The organism is Fusobacterium sp. IOR10 (genome assembly GCF_010367435.1).
GTDB lineage: Bacteria > Fusobacteriota > Fusobacteriia > Fusobacteriales > Fusobacteriaceae > Fusobacterium_B.
Genome location: NZ_WJWY01000002.1, coordinates 20809 through 38378, shown reverse-complemented (window position 1 = coordinate 38378; position 17570 = coordinate 20809). Strand labels below are relative to the sequence as shown.

19 protein-coding genes are annotated in these 17570 nt (G+C 26.8%); 4 read left to right on the top strand and 15 right to left on the bottom strand.

The window, feature by feature from the left end:
- Positions 1–7 precede the first annotated feature (7 nt).
- The 6 genes from GIL12_RS00720 to GIL12_RS00695 all read right to left on the bottom strand — a co-directional run bounded on the left by GIL12_RS00720 (position 8) and on the right by GIL12_RS00695 (position 5119).
- The gene (locus GIL12_RS00720; RefSeq protein ID WP_163468112.1) at positions 8–403 is read right to left on the bottom strand and encodes an acyl-CoA thioesterase; all 396 of its coding nucleotides are present in this window, start codon (positions 401–403) and stop codon (positions 8–10) included.
- Positions 404–610: 207 nt separating this feature from the next.
- Positions 611–1534 (bottom strand): iron ABC transporter permease, encoded by a 924-nt coding sequence (locus GIL12_RS00715; RefSeq protein WP_163468110.1) that lies wholly within the window; start codon positions 1532–1534, stop codon positions 611–613.
- Positions 1522–2274, bottom strand: a complete 753-nt coding sequence (locus GIL12_RS00710; protein WP_163468108.1) for an iron ABC transporter permease — start codon at positions 2272–2274, stop codon at positions 1522–1524. The genes GIL12_RS00715 and GIL12_RS00710 overlap by 13 nt, the downstream gene beginning before the upstream one ends.
- Positions 2275–2282: 8 nt before the next feature.
- Positions 2283–3338, bottom strand: coding sequence for an ABC transporter ATP-binding protein (locus tag GIL12_RS00705; protein WP_163468106.1), 1056 nt, complete (start codon positions 3336–3338; stop codon positions 2283–2285).
- Between the two features lie 81 nt (positions 3339–3419).
- Positions 3420–4457: an extracellular solute-binding protein gene (locus tag GIL12_RS00700; RefSeq protein ID WP_163468105.1), complete on the bottom strand. Its 1038-nt coding sequence runs from the start codon at positions 4455–4457 to the stop codon at positions 3420–3422.
- A gap of 38 nt (positions 4458–4495) precedes the next feature.
- Entirely contained in the window at positions 4496–5119 is a 624-nt protein-coding gene (locus GIL12_RS00695) for a PHP domain-containing protein (protein WP_163468103.1), read from the bottom strand.
- 255 nt (positions 5120–5374) lie between these two features.
- On the opposite strand from GIL12_RS00695, the gene GIL12_RS00690 reads away from it, so the two are divergent.
- The gene (locus tag GIL12_RS00690; protein WP_163468101.1) at positions 5375–6202 is read left to right on the top strand and encodes an outer membrane protein OmpK; all 828 of its coding nucleotides are present in this window, start codon (positions 5375–5377) and stop codon (positions 6200–6202) included.
- A 56-nt stretch (positions 6203–6258) separates the two neighbouring features.
- On the opposite strand, the gene GIL12_RS00685 is transcribed toward GIL12_RS00690, so the two are convergent.
- Positions 6259–6987: a hypothetical protein gene (locus tag GIL12_RS00685; RefSeq protein WP_163468099.1), complete on the bottom strand. Its 729-nt coding sequence runs from the start codon at positions 6985–6987 to the stop codon at positions 6259–6261.
- A gap of 240 nt (positions 6988–7227) precedes the next feature.
- Positions 7228–7494: a hypothetical protein gene (locus GIL12_RS00680; protein WP_163468097.1), complete on the bottom strand. Its 267-nt coding sequence runs from the start codon at positions 7492–7494 to the stop codon at positions 7228–7230.
- Between the two features lie 161 nt (positions 7495–7655).
- Between GIL12_RS00680 and GIL12_RS00675 the strand changes: the two genes are divergently transcribed.
- Positions 7656–8276: a Crp/Fnr family transcriptional regulator gene (locus GIL12_RS00675; RefSeq protein ID WP_163468095.1), complete on the top strand. Its 621-nt coding sequence runs from the start codon at positions 7656–7658 to the stop codon at positions 8274–8276.
- 110 nt (positions 8277–8386) lie between these two features.
- Here the strand turns inward: GIL12_RS00675 and GIL12_RS00670 are convergent, their stop codons facing one another.
- The 4 genes from GIL12_RS00670 to GIL12_RS00655 form a co-directional block, all read right to left on the bottom strand.
- A complete protein-coding gene (locus GIL12_RS00670) occupies positions 8387–9133 on the bottom strand; it encodes an ABC transporter permease (protein ID WP_163468093.1) in 747 nt (248 codons plus the stop codon).
- Positions 9108–10046, bottom strand: a complete 939-nt coding sequence (locus tag GIL12_RS00665; RefSeq protein WP_163468091.1) for an ABC transporter substrate-binding protein — start codon at positions 10044–10046, stop codon at positions 9108–9110. Before GIL12_RS00665 ends, GIL12_RS00670 begins: the two co-directional genes overlap by 26 nt.
- Before the next feature lie 20 nt (positions 10047–10066).
- Positions 10067–10753: an ABC transporter ATP-binding protein gene (locus GIL12_RS00660; protein WP_203522448.1), complete on the bottom strand. Its 687-nt coding sequence runs from the start codon at positions 10751–10753 to the stop codon at positions 10067–10069.
- 153 nt (positions 10754–10906) lie between these two features.
- Positions 10907–12514, bottom strand: a complete 1608-nt coding sequence (locus GIL12_RS00655; protein ID WP_163468089.1) for an ATP-binding cassette domain-containing protein — start codon at positions 12512–12514, stop codon at positions 10907–10909.
- A 263-nt stretch (positions 12515–12777) separates the two neighbouring features.
- Between GIL12_RS00655 and GIL12_RS00650 the strand changes: the two genes are divergently transcribed.
- A complete protein-coding gene (locus GIL12_RS00650; RefSeq protein WP_163468087.1) occupies positions 12778–14118 on the top strand; it encodes an alpha-amylase family glycosyl hydrolase in 1341 nt (446 codons plus the stop codon).
- Positions 14119–14391, top strand: coding sequence for a hypothetical protein (locus GIL12_RS00645; RefSeq protein WP_163468086.1), 273 nt, complete (start codon positions 14119–14121; stop codon positions 14389–14391).
- A gap of 51 nt (positions 14392–14442) precedes the next feature.
- Here the strand turns inward: GIL12_RS00645 and GIL12_RS00640 are convergent, their stop codons facing one another.
- The 3 genes from GIL12_RS00640 to GIL12_RS00630 form a co-directional block, all read right to left on the bottom strand.
- A complete protein-coding gene (locus tag GIL12_RS00640; protein ID WP_163468084.1) occupies positions 14443–16041 on the bottom strand; it encodes an HD domain-containing protein in 1599 nt (532 codons plus the stop codon).
- Positions 16042–16044: 3 nt separating this feature from the next.
- The gene (locus GIL12_RS00635; RefSeq protein ID WP_163468083.1) at positions 16045–16422 is read right to left on the bottom strand and encodes a hypothetical protein; all 378 of its coding nucleotides are present in this window, start codon (positions 16420–16422) and stop codon (positions 16045–16047) included.
- Between the two features lie 62 nt (positions 16423–16484).
- Positions 16485–17534 carry an ATP-dependent helicase gene (locus tag GIL12_RS00630; protein ID WP_163468082.1) on the bottom strand — a complete coding sequence of 350 codons (1050 nt, stop codon included), beginning with the start codon at positions 17532–17534 and terminating at the stop codon, positions 16485–16487.
- Positions 17535–17570: the final 36 nt, after the last annotated feature.

Genomic DNA, 17570 nt, shown 5'->3' with positions numbered 1-17570 from the left:
AATCAAATTATTTTGATATTTGCATTGGATTTCCATTTTCATCAACTGCTACATATTTTACAGTTGCTTCAGTTACTTTTACATGATCTTTTTCATATTTATTTCTTTGGGCAATTACCACTACTTTTACAGTGATAGATGTATTACCTATTTTTTCTATTTTCCCATAACATGTTATTAAATCTCCAACAAAAACAGGTTCTTTAAACAGGAAGTCAGTTACTTTTACAGTTACAATTCTGCTTTGAGTTCTTTGAGCTGCAACAACTGCACCTGCCTGATCGACTTGTGACATTATCCATCCACCAAAAATATCTCCTGATGGATTTGTATCTGTTGGCATTGCTATTAAACGTAAAGCTGGTTCCATCTCATTTCTAAATCCAGTATATTCTGTGCTCATATTATCTCCTCCTATATAATTCATAATAATATTTTAAAAATACAATTAATTATTTCTTTAAACATAGGTACTTTAACTAATTTATTCTTTATTTAAAACATTGATTGTAAAATGTAGGTGTCTATTTTTTTTCATAATTATACATGTTATCAAGAGATTTTGCAAGAATTAAATTTAAAACCTTAATATAAAATCACTTGGCATACTCTATATTCTATTTATTTTCCATGTGGAAATTAAACTTAAAATAAATATAAAAAGTATTGTTAAAACACCGTAAGTCATAGCTAATCCTATCTCATACTCAAAAACTCCGTTTACCATAGCAATTGAAATTGGTTTATTTGCCACAGTATATAAATATGCTGAACTAGTATATTCTCCAATACATCTTATAAATCCAATGAGAACACCTGAAACTATACCAGGCATAATAATTGGAAGTGTTATTCTTCTAAAAGTATAAATCCAAGAGCCTCCTAAACTTTTAGAAGCATCTTCATAGGCATCATTTAAATTATACATGGAAATATTAGTACTTCTAAAAACAATTGGTAATATCCCTATAAAATAAGATATGGGAAGTAAAATATATGTTCCCACAAGTATTTTATTTAAAGAAAAAATATTTGTTTTATTAAATGCATTAATAAGGTTAATTGCTATGGCACTTGCAGGAAGAGCCCATGGAAGCATAACCAAACTTTCTATTAAAAATTTAAATTTACTTTTAGTTTTTACAACTATATATGAACTTGGAACTCCTATTACGACTCCTAATATTCCAGCTATAATAGACATATTTACACTATTTATAAATGGTTTTAGTGAGTTTGACTTTGTAAAAATCTTTATATAGTTACTTAGAGAAAAATCCTTTGGAAAAATTTCTACTAACCATGTTCCAGATGTAACAAAGGAAAGTATAAAGATAGTTATAACTGGAAGAATAATAAATAATATTAAAAGACCAGTGAATATAACAAAAACTTTTCTAAGTATAGAATTCTCTATTATGATTTCTTTTATCTCAACACCTTTTACTTGTGATTGAAAACTACTTTTTTTCTCATAATATCTACAAAGAAAAAGAAATATAAAGGCTATTATCATTAGTATTACAACTTCCACAGAGGCAATTTCCATATGATTATTGATTTAGCAAATAATATTTGAGTTGTTAAAACACGAAATTTTCCACCAATTAAACTTGGAGCAGAAAAAGAACCAATTCCCCCTATAAATGTCATTATACTAGATCCAATTAATGCTGGTTTAATAACTGGTAAAATAATGGAAAAAAATATCTTAGAATTCTTAGCTCCTAAATTTTTAGCAGCTTCCACAGTGGAATAATCTATATGACGAATAGCCACTGACACATTTATGAAAAAATATATATATTGGGTATAAGCATGCACAAATAAAATCCCCCAAAAACCTGTAAATTTAAAAGGGATACTATCTAAATTAAAAATAATCTCAAGGGATTTAGTTATAATTCCACTTTCACCATAAAGTTGTATAAATGCTATAACTATTATTAAACCTGGAACCATAACTGGTGTTAACAAAAGTTTACTAGCTATATTTTTATAGGGAAACTTAAAATATCCAATAAAAAAAGCAAGGGATGTTCCTATAAGCCCGCATGTAACAACAGTAGCTAATCCAAGTAAAATAGTATTTAAAACAAAACTTATATTTGTTTTTAAAAAGAAAAAATCTTTATAGTTGGAAAATGTCAATTTATTTTCATCTAAAAAGCTTAAGTTTATTGTTTTTAAGGTTGGAATTAAAATATATCCCACTAAAAAAATTAATAGGATAATTCCAACAAAATTTTCATATTTCTTATTTGATCCATTCATATAATCACCTAATCCATAAGAAGTTTTATTGAATTTTTGGGAATTTCAATATAAACTTCTTGAGAAACTAAAAATTCATTATAATTATCTAAACTATTCATAGTTGTTATTACTAGCTTAACACCTTTGACCCTAACAGTATATTTAATAATATTCCCATTAAATTGAATATTTTCAATAACTCCTATAAATTCATTGATACCTACCAATGAGTTTTTTCTTATTTTTATATGTTCAGGACGAATAGATACAAATAAATTATTTGAAATATTTCCTTCAATTTCCAATATAAATTCATTATTTAAATATATTTTTTTCATATCCCCATGGGAGTTATTTATTTTAAAAAGATTTGTTTCCCCTACAAAATTAGCAACAAATGAATTTGTAGGATTTGAATAAATTTCCTTTGGAGTTCCTACTTGAATGCACTTACCCTTATTAAATACAGCTATTTTATGAGATATTGTAAGAGCCTCCTCTTGATCATGGGTAACAAAAATAGTTGTTATTCCTAATTTTTCCTGAAGAGCCTTAATTTCATGTCTCATTTTTATCCTAAGTTCAGCATCTAAATTACATAGTGGTTCATCTAACAGTAGAATCTTTGGATTTGTTATAAGGGATCTTGCAAGGGCAACTCTTTGTTGTTCCCCACCAGATAACTCTGATATTTTTCTATTCCCATAATTATCTAATTTAACTAAGCTCAAATATTCATCTACTTTTTTTCTAATTTCTTTTTTAGGAATTTTTTGTATTTCTAAACCATAGGAAATATTCTCATAAACAGTCATATGAGGAAATAAGGCGTAATTTTGAAATACCATTCCCACACCTCTTTTTTCAGGGGGTATATTGGTTATGTCCCTATGTCCTAATAAGATATTCCCGCTATCTAATTTTAAAAAACCTGCAATGGCTCTTAATATAGTAGTTTTACCACAACCTGATGGACCTAAAAAAGTAAATAAACTTCCCTCTTCAATATTAAGACTTACATTTTCAACAACTGTCTTTTCATCAAATTTTTTAGTTATATTTTTAATAATCACATTATCCATATAATACTTGTATGACAATCTCTATGAAAATTATCACACATCCTCCTTTATACAAAAAAAGGGCAATCGCCCTTTTAATTATTAATTGTTACTTTTAATTTCAGAATCCCATTTTTGCATCCAATCAGATTCATTTTCTGATAATACTCTCCAATCAACATCCATCACTCTATATTTACTTTCTTTCATCCACTCTGGAGAATTAGCTAGGGCACTATCTAAAGTTGGCATACGATTAAATTTAATTGCAAGTTCAGATTGAATTTTTTCACTACCTGCAAATTCTAAGAATTTAATTGCTGCATCTTTATGCTTAGCATTTTTTATTACTGCAATGGCATCTGTAATTACAGGGGAACCACTTTTAGCATCTACTATTTCTAGTGGAAGACCTTTTTCTTTGTTTACAATAACAGAACTTAAAACAGCAAAACTTATTGGAGCTTCTTTTCTTCCAACAGCTTGGAACTGTAATGATCCACTTCCATAATATTGTTTAGTATTACTATCCAATGATTTCATAAATTCCCAACCTTGAGATAAGTTTCCTTCCTTTTCATATTGATACAATAAACTTGAATATGTTGCCTTTGCTGAAAATGATCTTGCATCTCTAAATACTAATTTATTTTTATATTCAGGTTTTATTAAATCACTCCAATCCTTTGGTGCTTCATTGCTACTTAACATTTCACTGTTATAAAATATTACTACTGGAGTTTGGATTGTTCCATACCATGTACCATTTGGATCTTTAAATAGTGGATTTAAATCCTTTGCCCAAGATGGATTAGTTTTTTCAAAAACATCTTTTTTAGATAAGTCTATAAATAATGATGAGGCTCCACCATACATTATATCTGCTTGAGGTGCGTCTTTTTCAGCTAATACTCTATCAGCTAATGCCCCCTTTAAATTTATATAATCCACTTCTATTCCAGTTTCCTTTTGAAATTCAGAGGCTACTGCTTCTATTAAATTTTCTGGATGAGTTGAATAAATAACCAATTTTTGTTCTTGATTTTGTGTTTTAGCAACTTCTTTTGATTCCTTTGAACCACAAGCTGTTAAAGTAAAGATTAAACTTGCAATTAATATTTTACCTAATATTTTTTTCATATGTATACTCCTTATTATTTTTATTTTCTAAAATTTTTCTAAACATTTATTTCAATATATTTTCCATCTTTATATATGGCAGGTCTTACTCTTTTATTCTTAAGAGCTTCTATAAGATCCTTTTCTGTTTCAATATTATCTAAAAATTTTGTACAAAATTTACCTATTGCATCAGTTGTATGGCAATCACTAGCTGCTGTTGTAGCTAAATTTAATTCCACAGCATGTTTATATGCATTTAAATTGTTATAGTTCTTTGTACTTCCATTAAAAGTCTCTATACCTGTAAGACCTTTTAAATCCCTTAATTGTTTACCACAACCTCTATTATTTTCTCTAAATGGATGAGCTGCAATAGTAGCTCCCCCCTTTGAATTAACTAAATCTATTAATTCCTGAGCGTGAAGCTTTTCTGCTGGAAGATCCTCTAGTCCAAAAACTAATACATCCCCTTCATGTGTTAAAATTTCAGCTCCTACAAAGACCTTAAAATTATGTTCTTTTCCATATTGAAGAACACATTCTTTAGCTCTATTAGTGTCGTGGTCTGTAATACAGATTCCATTAAGTCCCATTGCTTTTGCTATTTTTACTATTTCTGCAATTCCAATAAAGCTATCATCAGAACCTTCTGTACAGTGCATATGTGTGTCTATAAACATTCTATCTCCTTCTTTCTAAATATGTATATATTCTATAAGTTATAAAAACAGAATAAAAGCTCCCACAAAATGAGAGCTTTATCTAAACTAACTTATAGTCCCTTATGGGTTTGTGGAATAAATTATATCAGTTACCTTTGTAAAAGTCAATGGAGGGGAGAAGTAAAAAACTAAGAATATGATTTTCTATAAACTCATTTTCTTTTTTATGTTATAATATCTTCACAATACATTATATTTTTATAGGGAGAGAGAATGAAGAAAAAAATATTGATTATTATTATGCTATGCTTTGGTCAACTGGCAATGGCAAAATATGAACCATGGAACTATAATATGGTTCAAGTAAGTTTATTTAGTGGAAATAATTCTGCTGATGGAACTAGAGGAAGTGTTGACGATATCTACGCTGAAATGGAAGGATTTCATAGATATAAATTATTAGATTTATATTGGTTTGATGATTTTTTTGATATTTCAAACTCTGGAAGTAGTGATATGCACGGGGTAAAACCTAGTGTTTATGGAGAATTTAATCCTCGTATATCTTTAGATGGACTTTTAGGAAAAGATCTTTCAATTGGTAGATTCAGTGAATGGTTTCTTTCATATCAATTTGATTATGATAATGGAGACTATAAAGGTGGACTTAGACGTCATCAAGTAGGAATAGGAACTTATTTTGACTTGGAAGGATTTGACTATATTAGAGTAAATTTATTTTCAAGATATGCAACAAAATCATATGGGAAACCAAATGAAAATAAATGGGATGGTTATCTATTTAACGTAGCCTATATGGCCCCTATACACAGCTTTGAAAATGGATGGACACTTTTATACAGTGGATGGATTGATTATGTTTTTGGTGCTAATGAATCTGAAAAATATAGTAACAGTTGGAACAATACTTCTGGAACTGATAACTCTCTTCAATGGTTTAATCAACTTAAACTTCAAATGGATAGTTTTGGTGTGTCTGCTTCAATAAAAGTTAATCATAGTTTTACTGAAGTAGATAGTAGTTCTTCCAATTCTAGTGATTCTACTCAATATATTTTAGGAGTTCACTATAAATTTTAATTAATTATATTTATAAAAATAGGCCATTACAAAGCATTATGTAATGACCTATTTTATTATTTAATTATTTTACCATTTAGATAAATATCTGATTCCATTTCAGTTTTATTTTGAATCCCCTCTCCAGCAAAACAACATTTAAGAGATTGAGTAGCAAAACTATTTATATCTTCTTTTTTTGCATTACTTTTTACAACAATCCTTGTTATTACATTCTTAAGATTGCCTGCCATTGATGGTGTCATAAAATTTTCTTTTGTATAATTAAATTGATGCTCTACTCTAAAGTCTTCAATATTAACACCTTTTTGTTTAAAATACATCTGATTTGCAGTAAGCTGACTCATTAAACAAAATGAAGTTCCTAAAGTAAAATAATCCCATGATGTAGGAACTTTCCCAATTCTTTCATCTCCACAACTGTCGTCAGAATAAAATTCCCATGTTTGATAGTTTTCAGTTAAAGATTTAGCTTGGATTTTATGCATATAAGGTTTTTTAGCATCATGTACCGATTCTACAGTTACAACTTCAGAAAATGTAAAAGATTGTGGTAATTTATGCATTTCTAAAGACAAATCTTCTTTTAAAGGGAATGTTTCTAACTTTACATCACCAGTTATATTTGTAATTTCACAGCCTTCATCAATAGAAATAGGTGAACCTACTCTACCAGGTTTAGCTTGATGACCTTTCCAATTATCCTCACCATTTATAACTGTTGCTGCATCAATTATAGTTTCGTTTGCTAACCCTTCACCAACAGCCCAAGATTTAATTGCCAATTCTTTTAATTCTTTTATTTTTTCAGGTGATTCTTTACTATCAACAATGATACTTGATACAACTTTATCAGTATAACCAGACCAATTATAGGTAAAAGGATTATCCCATCTAAAGAAAATTTCTGACTCAACTTTTACATTATTAACATCTAATCCTAATATTTTTATTCCTCTTTCAACTTGAGTTAATAAGCTCGATGCTGATCCTGCTGCATAATATGTTAAAGGATTTGGTGCTGTTTATAAATGTCCTTTTCCTCCTTCGTCACTAACCATTTCCCATGCATTATATTGATTTTCACCAATAGCTTTAACTACACCTTTCTTAAGAAAAGGTGCCTCTTTATTAAGAATTCTTTCAGTTGAAGTAACGATACTTTCTGCAATACCACCAGTTATAGAAACTACTTTTTTAGGAACAAAGGTTGTAGGACTTACATAATCCTCTTTTCTTGTTTCAATTTGATAAATTTTTGGACTTTCTTGTTTATTTAAATTTTTATTCATATTTTCCCCCTCAAATTAAAAAATTATTTTAAATATATTCACTATAAAATAAGAATATCATTTTTAGTAATATTCTGCTGTCCTATTTAGGACATTTTTATCATTGATAAATAAATCATTAAGATATATAATATTAAAATAAAAAGATTGAAGGAGGAAAAATGAAAGATAATACAGAATTTCAATTTTTAGATACGGATATAGAAAAAAAAATACAACTTAAACCTCTTGAAATCATTTATCACTATAATTTTGGAGTGTCATTTGGAATTATGACTAAAGGAAATCTTCTTTTAGTATATGAAGATGATAAAGGAAAAAGAATGCCTTTAAAAAACTCCAAAAAAAATGGAATGATTCTTGGTGGATATGACTATTTTTTAGAAAGAAAAGTCACTGATAACTTCTACTATATAGCAATGGAAAAAACTGAAATACTTAAGATTTCTTCTGAAAAAAGTAAAGAACTTCTCACTAATAGTAACTTTCTTTTTCAGTACCTAAAAAATACAACTGTAGACTCCTTTTCATTAATAGAAGAATTAGTATACCGTTTAGATAAAAATGTTGAAAAATTTCTTGCTTATGTACTTCTTAATTACTCTGATGATGGACAAATAAATATAAAAAACTTTTCTCTATTCTCAGATTTCATGAAATGTAGTAGAAGTAATTTCTATCTAGCTTTAGGAAAATTAATTGACAAGGGAATTGTAAAAAGAAGCGGAAAAATTATAACTATTGTAAAAGAAAATGAATTAGAAAAAATAGCTGAGCTTTAATACAAAACTCTCAATTATACCCTATCGTATATCTTTCATCTTAGAAAATTAAGATGAAAGATATACTTTTTATACTTAAATTAATTTAATAAAAATAATTTAAGCATCTCTTACTTTATTTTAGAAATATAACCTAATATTATTTCAAAAGAACCACCTATTATTAAAGCAACTAAACACCAAGCAAAAACTCCTGAAGTGTTTAAGGCTGTTTTTTCAATTTGAAGAAAACTTCCAATAGAATTAGGAAGTTGACTTAATACTTCAGCAGCTACAATAATTTTTAAATTTATTGACAAAGCATTGTTAATTCCTGCTAGAATAAAGGGCTTCATAGATGGAAAATAAATATCCTTTATTAAATTATACTGACTAATCTCATATATTTTACCCATCTCTAATAAATTCTTATCAACTGATTTTATTCCCTTTAAATTATTCTCATATAAAATAGGAAAGATAATTAAAAAACCTACAAATATAGTGGCATATTCTGATTTTAACCAAATAAGAGCAAGTAATATAATCCCCATAGTTGGGATTACTTTTATTATTGTCACTATAGGTTTTAGAAGGTAATAAATTATATTATTAAAACCTGCAAGTAAACTTAAAACTATAGCTAATATAAAGGATATGAAAAATCCAAGAAGAACCCTTTTAATTGTACCAAGAACTGTGACTACAAAATAGGGAGATTTTATAATATAAATTAATTCTTTAAAGGTCTCTTCTGGAGATGGAACCAATATACTTTTGTTTATTATCACTGCTAAAACTTTCCATATTATAATTAAGGATAAAATAGACAATAACGTATATAGTTTTTCCTTATTTTTCATAATAGAATTTATCATCTGGTAATTTCCCTCCAATTAATTTTGGATTGAATTCTAAAAGAACTTTATAATATTCTTCCAGCTCTTTTTTAGAATCCTTTGCATTTTTAAACATTAAATTGCTCCTTTTAATTGATGAAGCCATTATTTTTCCTCGATTCCTTTTGCTAAGTTTTAAACTGATTTCCTCTCCTTTATTAGGATTAGCATTTACCCATTGAATACTATTTTTGTAATTTTCAATAAATTCATCTAGAAATTCCTTGTTGTTTTTAACTAAATCACCTTGGGCTATCATAACCACTTGAGGAATAGCTATTTTTGTAGTTTTTTTCCATTCATCTTGAATATTAAAAATAATATTGGTATCCTTTTTCTTCATTAATACTGATGAAAGAATAGGTTCAGGTATAATTGCTATATCAATTTTTCCTGCTAAAAATAGTTGAGCTAATTCAGGGGCACTGTTTATATAAGTTAATTTTATATCTTTTCCAACCTTTAACTTATTAGCTTTTATAAGATATCTTAAAATAGCATCAGGAGTTAAGTTTCTACCAATTGTAGTGATTTCTTTTCCTCTTAAGTCTTCCCAGGTTTTAACAGAATCATCCCTTGAAACTAAATATAAAATTCCCCAAACTGATGTTGAAACTAATTTAATATTAATATCTTTATTATATAAATTACTTGCTAAATTTGATGGAATAATTGCTATATCAGCTTCTTTTGATATGATTTTAGATGCAAGAACATCTGATGCATTTAATATTTCATATTCTATCTCTTTATTTCCAATCACTTTATTTTCATCCATTACTTTTAATAAAGTCATAGATGGGGCACCCATTGGTGCAATAACTTTGATTTTATTGTTCCCAAAGATAGTTAGTGATAGTAGTGTGAATATTAATGTAAATATTTTTTTCATTTATTTCTCCTTATTTTATATTAAATTAATAAATCTATTATTCTATTTCTTGTATCTATTAAGAATTTGTCTGTAAGTTTTCTTTTATCTTGTGGAATATGAATTTTTATCTCTTCAAGTAAAATTGTTGGTTTTTTTGATAAAACAAGTAATTTATTTCCTAGCAACAATGCTTGATCAATATTATGTGTTACCATTAAAATTGAATTTTCCCGTTCCTCCCAAACTTTAATTAATTTTTTAATCATTTGTAGAGAAAGGGTATAGTCTAGGGATTTAAAGGGCTCATCCATAATAAGAAGTGGAGCTTTAAAGTTAAAGGCCCTTGCAATGGAACATCTTTGTCTCATTCCACCACTTAACTCTCTAGGATAACTATTTTCAAAATCTTCTAGTCCAATTTCCTTTATTAATTTTAATATATCTTTTTTTTCTGAATTCCTATTAACAAACTGAATATTCTCATATACAGTCTTCCATTCAAGTAATCTATCTTCTTGAAAGACATATGAAATTTTACCAACATTATTTTCAATTGTCCCTAAATAATCTTTGTTTAACCCTGCTATTATATTTAGTAAAGTTGATTTTCCACAACCTGAAGGTCCTAGTATACATACAATCTCTTTTTTTTCAATTTCAAAAGAGATATCATTAATAACCTTCAAATCATCAAAACTTTTAGAAATATTTTTAATCTTTATCATGATTTTCCTTTCTGTTTTTTATACTAATATTTATACTATTCACCACTTAATCATATAATATCTATAAAAATATTGCAATACTAATTATTTATTTGAAAACAAAAAGGATTAACTCCTGTGGAACACAGGAATCAATCCTTATTAATAAATATTTTAAGCTCTTTCTTTCTCTCTAAATAATCTATCTCTAATGTCAAACATTTGAAAATCAATCATTCTTAATAATTCTTTGTCATGGGTTACTAGTACAACAGCACCTTCATATTCCTTTAACATATTTGCAATTGTAGTTCTAGAGTAACTGTCCATATAAGTAGAAGGTTCATCTATTACAAGTAAGTGGGTTTCAGCTAAAATATTACTAAATATTTCTAATCTCTTTTTCTCTCCACCACTTAACATATTTAATTTTTTACTTCTAAATTCTTCTTGGTAATTGAAAAGAGTATCAATGGCCCCTTCAATAAAATCTTGGTTTAAACCAGTTTTATCTTGAATATATTCTGCAATTCTCATATTTTCATCTTCTAAAATATTTTCTTGCCCTATATAAGCAAATTTTGCCCTAGGATTTAGGTCAATAGTTCCTGTGGTAGGTACTTCTTCTCCTAGAAGCATCTTTAATAAAGTTGATTTTCCACTTCCATTTTCTCCTACAATACACATTTTACTATCTTTAAATATTTCAAAATTAACATTTTTATATAATGGTTTTTCAGGATATTCCTTAGAAACATTATTAAATGAAGCTATTACATCACCAATGTCTCTATTAAATGTAAAATATTTCTCTCTTTTGGAATTATAAGCATATTCAGATTCTTGAGAATGTATAAATTTTCCATTTTCCAATTCTTCCAATTCTCTTTCCATTCTTCTTAAGATTATAGCGTGAGAACGTTTGTCTTCAACTCTTTCTAACAATCTTTCTTTTCTTAAAATTCTTTCACGCATTTCTGCTATTTCAGCATCTTTTTTCTCATTCTCTTTTTTTTCTTCCTTTATTCTTATCTTTTTTTCCTGTTGGTAAGTTCTATAGTCCCCTTCATATGTAGTTACTTTAAAATTATCCACATCAAAGAATCTATTGGAAAATGATCTAATAAAATCAACATTATGGGAAATAACTAAAAATGCTTTATGACTTTCCCCTATAAAGTTAGCTAACCAAGCAGTCTTCTTTTTATCAAAATATGATAGTGGTTCATCTAACATTATCAGATTAGATTCTTTAAATAAAGCTATTGCAAGTCTTACATATTGCTTTTCTCCACCACTTAACTCTTTAAATTTCCTATCTAATTTATTACCTAATCCAAATACATCTATAAATTCAGATTGTATATGAATGTAGTCATATGCTCCTAAACTTTCAAAAATATCTGATGCTTTTTGAAATTCTTTCATGACTTTTTCATCATTTTCTGCTTCACCTGTAAACTCAGTTGAAACTTTTTCCAAGTAAGCTTGAGCTTTTATTATATGCTCAAAGGGTGAATCTAGTAATTCTTTTACTGATTTATCTAAATTTGTTTCTCCAAATTGATCAAAGTAAGAAATTTGTACTTCTTCTTCAATTATTATATCTCCAAAAGTTGGATCCTCATCTCCATTTATTAATTTTAATAAAGTTGATTTTCCACTTCCATTATTACCAACAATAGCAATCTTATCTCCCTTGTTGATCTCCAAATTAACATTTTCATATAACTTTTGAGTGAAATGTGATTTTGCTACATCTTTAAATTCAATAATATTCATATATCTTCTCCTGTTTTAGCGATTGGTTATAAATAACCTAAGCATTATCATAACACATATTTCATAAAATCCAAAACTAAAGTGTAAAAATATTATATTATTTTATTAGAATGTAATTTTTCGGGAACTTATGTTGATGCAGAAAATAAAAAGATTGTCTAATATTATAATAATGTATAAATTGACTTTTAAAAAATTTAAAGGTAATATTAGTATTGAATACACAATTTATAAATTAAAAATTTTGTTGGAGGAGGAACCTTATGAAAGATGTTATTCTTCATGCTTTTAATTGGAAATATAGAGATATTATAAATGAATTACAAAATATTACAGACAGTGGTTTTGGAGCTATACTTATTGCTCCACCTTTATATAGTGACCCTGATGGGAAGGAGTGGTGGCAACGCTATCAACCTAAAGACTATAGAATTCTTCTTTCATACCTTGGAGATAAAGCTGATCTTGAAGAATTAATAGGAAAAGCTCATGAAAAAGAAATTAAAATTTATGCTGATATTGTATTAAATCATATGGCAAATGAAGATCGAAAGGATAAATTAACATTTCCTGGGGAAGAGGAGTTAGAAAAATATTCAGCAAACATTGATTATTATGAAAAAAATAAATTATATGGAAATTTAAAGAAAGAATTGTTCTATGAAGGAGATTTTAATGATCAGGTTAATATTGAAGATTGGACAGATCCTATTGATGTACAAAATGGGCAACTTGGAGATTTGCCTGATTTAAAAAGTAAACAAAATGTGTTGCATCATCAACGTAAATTATTTTACGAATTAAGAAATATGGGATTTGATGGATTTAGATTAGATGCAGTTAAACATCTTAATGAAAAACAAATAGAAAATATTGTTGACCAGTTTTATTTGGAAGATTCTTTTTTATTTGGAGAAGTTCTAGCTACAAATAAAGCTGAAATTGATATGTTTTTAAAACCATTCTTATCTGAAACTGATATTTCTGCTTATGATTTCCCTCTTCAAGAACAGCTTAGAAAAGCATTTGGATATCAAGGTTCTCTTAAACTTTTAGTAGATCCTTTTTCTTATGATAAAGCTCTTCATTGGTCACGTGCTGTTACATTTACTGTTAATCATGATTTACCTCTCAATGAAAGTTTCAGACCTTTAATGCTAAATCCAGAGGATGAATTTTTAGCAAATGTTTATATTTTTGGTAGAGATGGCGGAATACCTTTAGTTTATTCTGACAATAATGAATCAACTTTAGAAAATGGTAGTGGGATAAGTCACCCTGAAGATTCTAATCGGTGGGTAGGAACTTATAAAAGAGATGATATAAGAGCTATGATCAAGTTTCATAATACTGTTATAGGGGAACCTATGGTGATACTCTACGAACATGATGATTTACTTATCTTTCGAAGAGGGGAGAAAGGAATTATAGCTATTAATAAAAGTAATGAATCCATGAGTGCTGATATTTCACTTTTTGGTCTTAAAAATCCTGCAGAATTTAAAGAGTTAATTCATGGTTATGAAATGAAGCTTAATGGAGAAGAACACTTTAATCTTGAAATAGCTCCTCGTTCAGCTCAAATATGGTTAGGAGTTCTATAAATGAAAAGATACAAGGCTAGGATAGTTTCTTTGAAAAAAACATTAATAAATAAAAGTGTTGACAATGTTGTTGATACAATTGTTATAGGAGGAGATTTAACTAATTTGAATGATTTTTTCTTTGATAATTTAGCTTCAAAGATTAAAATATATGCTCCTCCATATGTTTCTGAAAATATAAATTTAATTAAATCTAAGTATAACCATAGTGAAAATATAGTAGATACTGTCTATATTATTTCAGATAAAATTTATTCAGGACAATTATTCTAGATAAATAAAACCCCTTTATTATTTATAAAAAATATACTTTTATTTTGCTTTTTAAAATAAATTCTTTTTTAAAAAATTTGCAAAATTAGAAACGTCTATCTCTTTTCCACATCTTTTATAATAAAGATAAAAAAATTGATCTTCATAAACATCTGAATTTAAAAGTGGTAAAATATCTTTTAATTTATAACTCTTCTTTAAATTTGGAAAATAAATTTTTAAATTTGAAAATTCTGCTTTCTGAAAGCCACTTCTAAAATTATTGGTAAAAAATACAGTATAATCAAACTTTAATTCGTTCTCTTTTGAATATTTTTTTAAAGATTCTACCCATTTTAACATTTCTTCATAATCATTTAAAAGTCTATTTCTATCCTTTAAATCTATTATTTTATCTTCTACAACTTTTTCCTTAGCCTCTTTTAATAATAAAATTAAATCTTCATTAATCACTGGAACTTTTGATTTATCTTCTAAGTATTTTGATATTTTTTTGAAAATAATACTTAGTTCATTTAATTTATAATCACCTAAATCTCTAGAAAAAATAGCTTTATACTCAGCTTCTGATTTCCAAACAGGATGTCTTCTTTCACTTCTATGAAAATATTCATCTGTTAAATCTGTTGGATATTTATTTTTTAATAAAAATATTATATCAGAATCACACAATAATCTAAATTTTTGTTCTGATATTAATTTACCTTCATTTAATAAAGCTTCTTTACAGAACAAAGAAGATGCTAAATTCCTATTTATATTTTTAATAGTATGCTGAATCAAAAAATGTTCATATAAAACTACCGGATGATTTTGAATCCACTTTTTTTCAGAATCATGCGCATAAATAACATTTTCCAGAACACTTAAAGCTCCCTTATCAAAAACTAAATATTTTTTATTATTTTCTATTTTTATATCTAGATTCTCTAATAATCTTTTATAATCAATGGAAATACTTTCAAAACCAGTTACAAAAGAATCTCTAATTAAATAATCTAATTTATCTACATCTATTATTTTTGAATTTAATAAAGTTATAAATAAGTTTTTTATATCATTTTCTTTAGTTTCATAACTATATTTATATCCTAAAATACATCTAGAAAAAAAATCTATATCTATTTTTTTATATTCTATAAATTCTTTAAACCTCTCTAAAGAAACTATTACACTCATAATTTCATGGGGTGCTGCAAATTTTTTTAACCCATGATACTTGTTTACATCGGATTCAAAAATTTCATTACCAACTATTTCTATCAAATCTTGATATATCTTAGGCCCATTTTCTGAATCTTCTCTCAAATAAAATTCTTCTCCTGAATGTGAAAAAGATGAATGACCTACATCATGTAATAAACAAGCTAGTCTAAAACTTTTTCCAATTTGAATTAAATTTTCTTTGTCTAAAATATCTTGATTTTCTATTTTTATCCGCAATTCCTCGAAAGCTAAACTTCCTAAATAATATACCCCTATCGAATGTATAAATCTATTATGTAAAGCTGATGAATACAAAGGCGTATAACTAGTTTGTTTAATGTTTCTTAATCTTTGAAATGATTCAGAATCCACAACTTTTTCCATAATTTCTTTATCTATTTCAATATACCCATATATCGGATCTTTTAATCTTTTCTTGTTCATGCTCTATTTTCCTCCTAACTCAATCCCCAATATTGATAAAGTCTCTTCATTAACAAAAGAAATTAATGTTTCATAATCTATATTGTCTCTATATTTTTTTCTTAGTGTTTGTATTTCTGTAGTTTCTTTCAATTCAATAGTTATACACTCATTTATTTCTTTCTTATAAAAAAACTTTTCTATATATTCTATTCTAAATAAATTTTCTTCTTTTTCAGGAATTGTTAATATTACATTATCTACATTTTTTTTTAACCTGTTTTTAACTACTCTTTGAAAATTTTTTAATGTTTCTAATTCTATTGATTTTTTTTGATTTCTTTCAAATAATTCTATGAAAGCATTAGCCCAAAGATTATCTAATCCTATTTTATAATTCATCATTTCCTCCTTAATTTACTTTCCCTAAATGTATTATACCTCTGAAATATATTTTTATCCACTTAATTTATCAATTCTAAAATTACACCTGAAGAATTCAATAATTCATATAATCTTTTTATCTCAGACCAATTTTGAGCGCGTTTCTTTCTGCTTCTACAAAAAGTAAAAACTATTTTTTCTTTTGCTCTAGAAAATGCAACAAAAAATCCATTAGTCTCTTCATTTAAATTTTTTTTATAATTCCATAAAGAAGAATCCTCTAGTCCTATAAAAAAAACTGTATGAAATTCTAACCCTTTGCTTTTATGCATAGTCATAATAGGTATTGAATTTTCTCCTTCAAATCTTTTTATTGAGTCAGCAAGACTATAATTTTCAATATACTCGTTTAATTTAGAATACAAAATGTTACAAATATTTTTCCAATAATCATTTTGATTATATTGAGGATAAATTGATTTAATTTTATCTATATTTAAAAATTTAATAGTTTTTACAAATATTTTATTTAAATTTATACCTAATTTAATCTCATTTTTACATTCTTTAATAAAATGTTCTAATTCTACTTCAATTTTTCTTTCATTTTTATAAAAATCATCTGAAATTATTATTGAATTTAACAAATAATCTAATACTTCTCTCCATGCATTTGAACTTCTTTTATAAATTATAAGTTTAAATAAATCTAACATTAAAATAATTAAAGGTTCTGTTAATAAGTCCTGAAATTCCTTTTCAATTCTTGCTTCAATGCCTTCGTCTATTAACTTTTGAATAATTCTAAAAGTATATTTTTCAGGTTTATTCCTTACTAAAATACATATTTCTCTGGGTTTTATTTTATCTTTATTTAATAATTCTTTTATTTTATCGGCAATATGAACTGCTTCACTTTCTTCATTTTCATATGCCCATGCATAACAAATTCCATCATTTTCTTTATAACAATTGTTAGTTGGTTCCGGTAATAAAGCGTCTTGACCTTCTAACTCTTTAATTATAGTTTGTTGAATTTTTACTAAACAAGGTGCCGATCTATAATTACTATATAAATTAATGTGCTTTGCACTAAAATCATTGATAAAAATACTAAAAACATCTTTCAATGCCCCTGCCCACCCCATAATTCTTTGTTTATTATC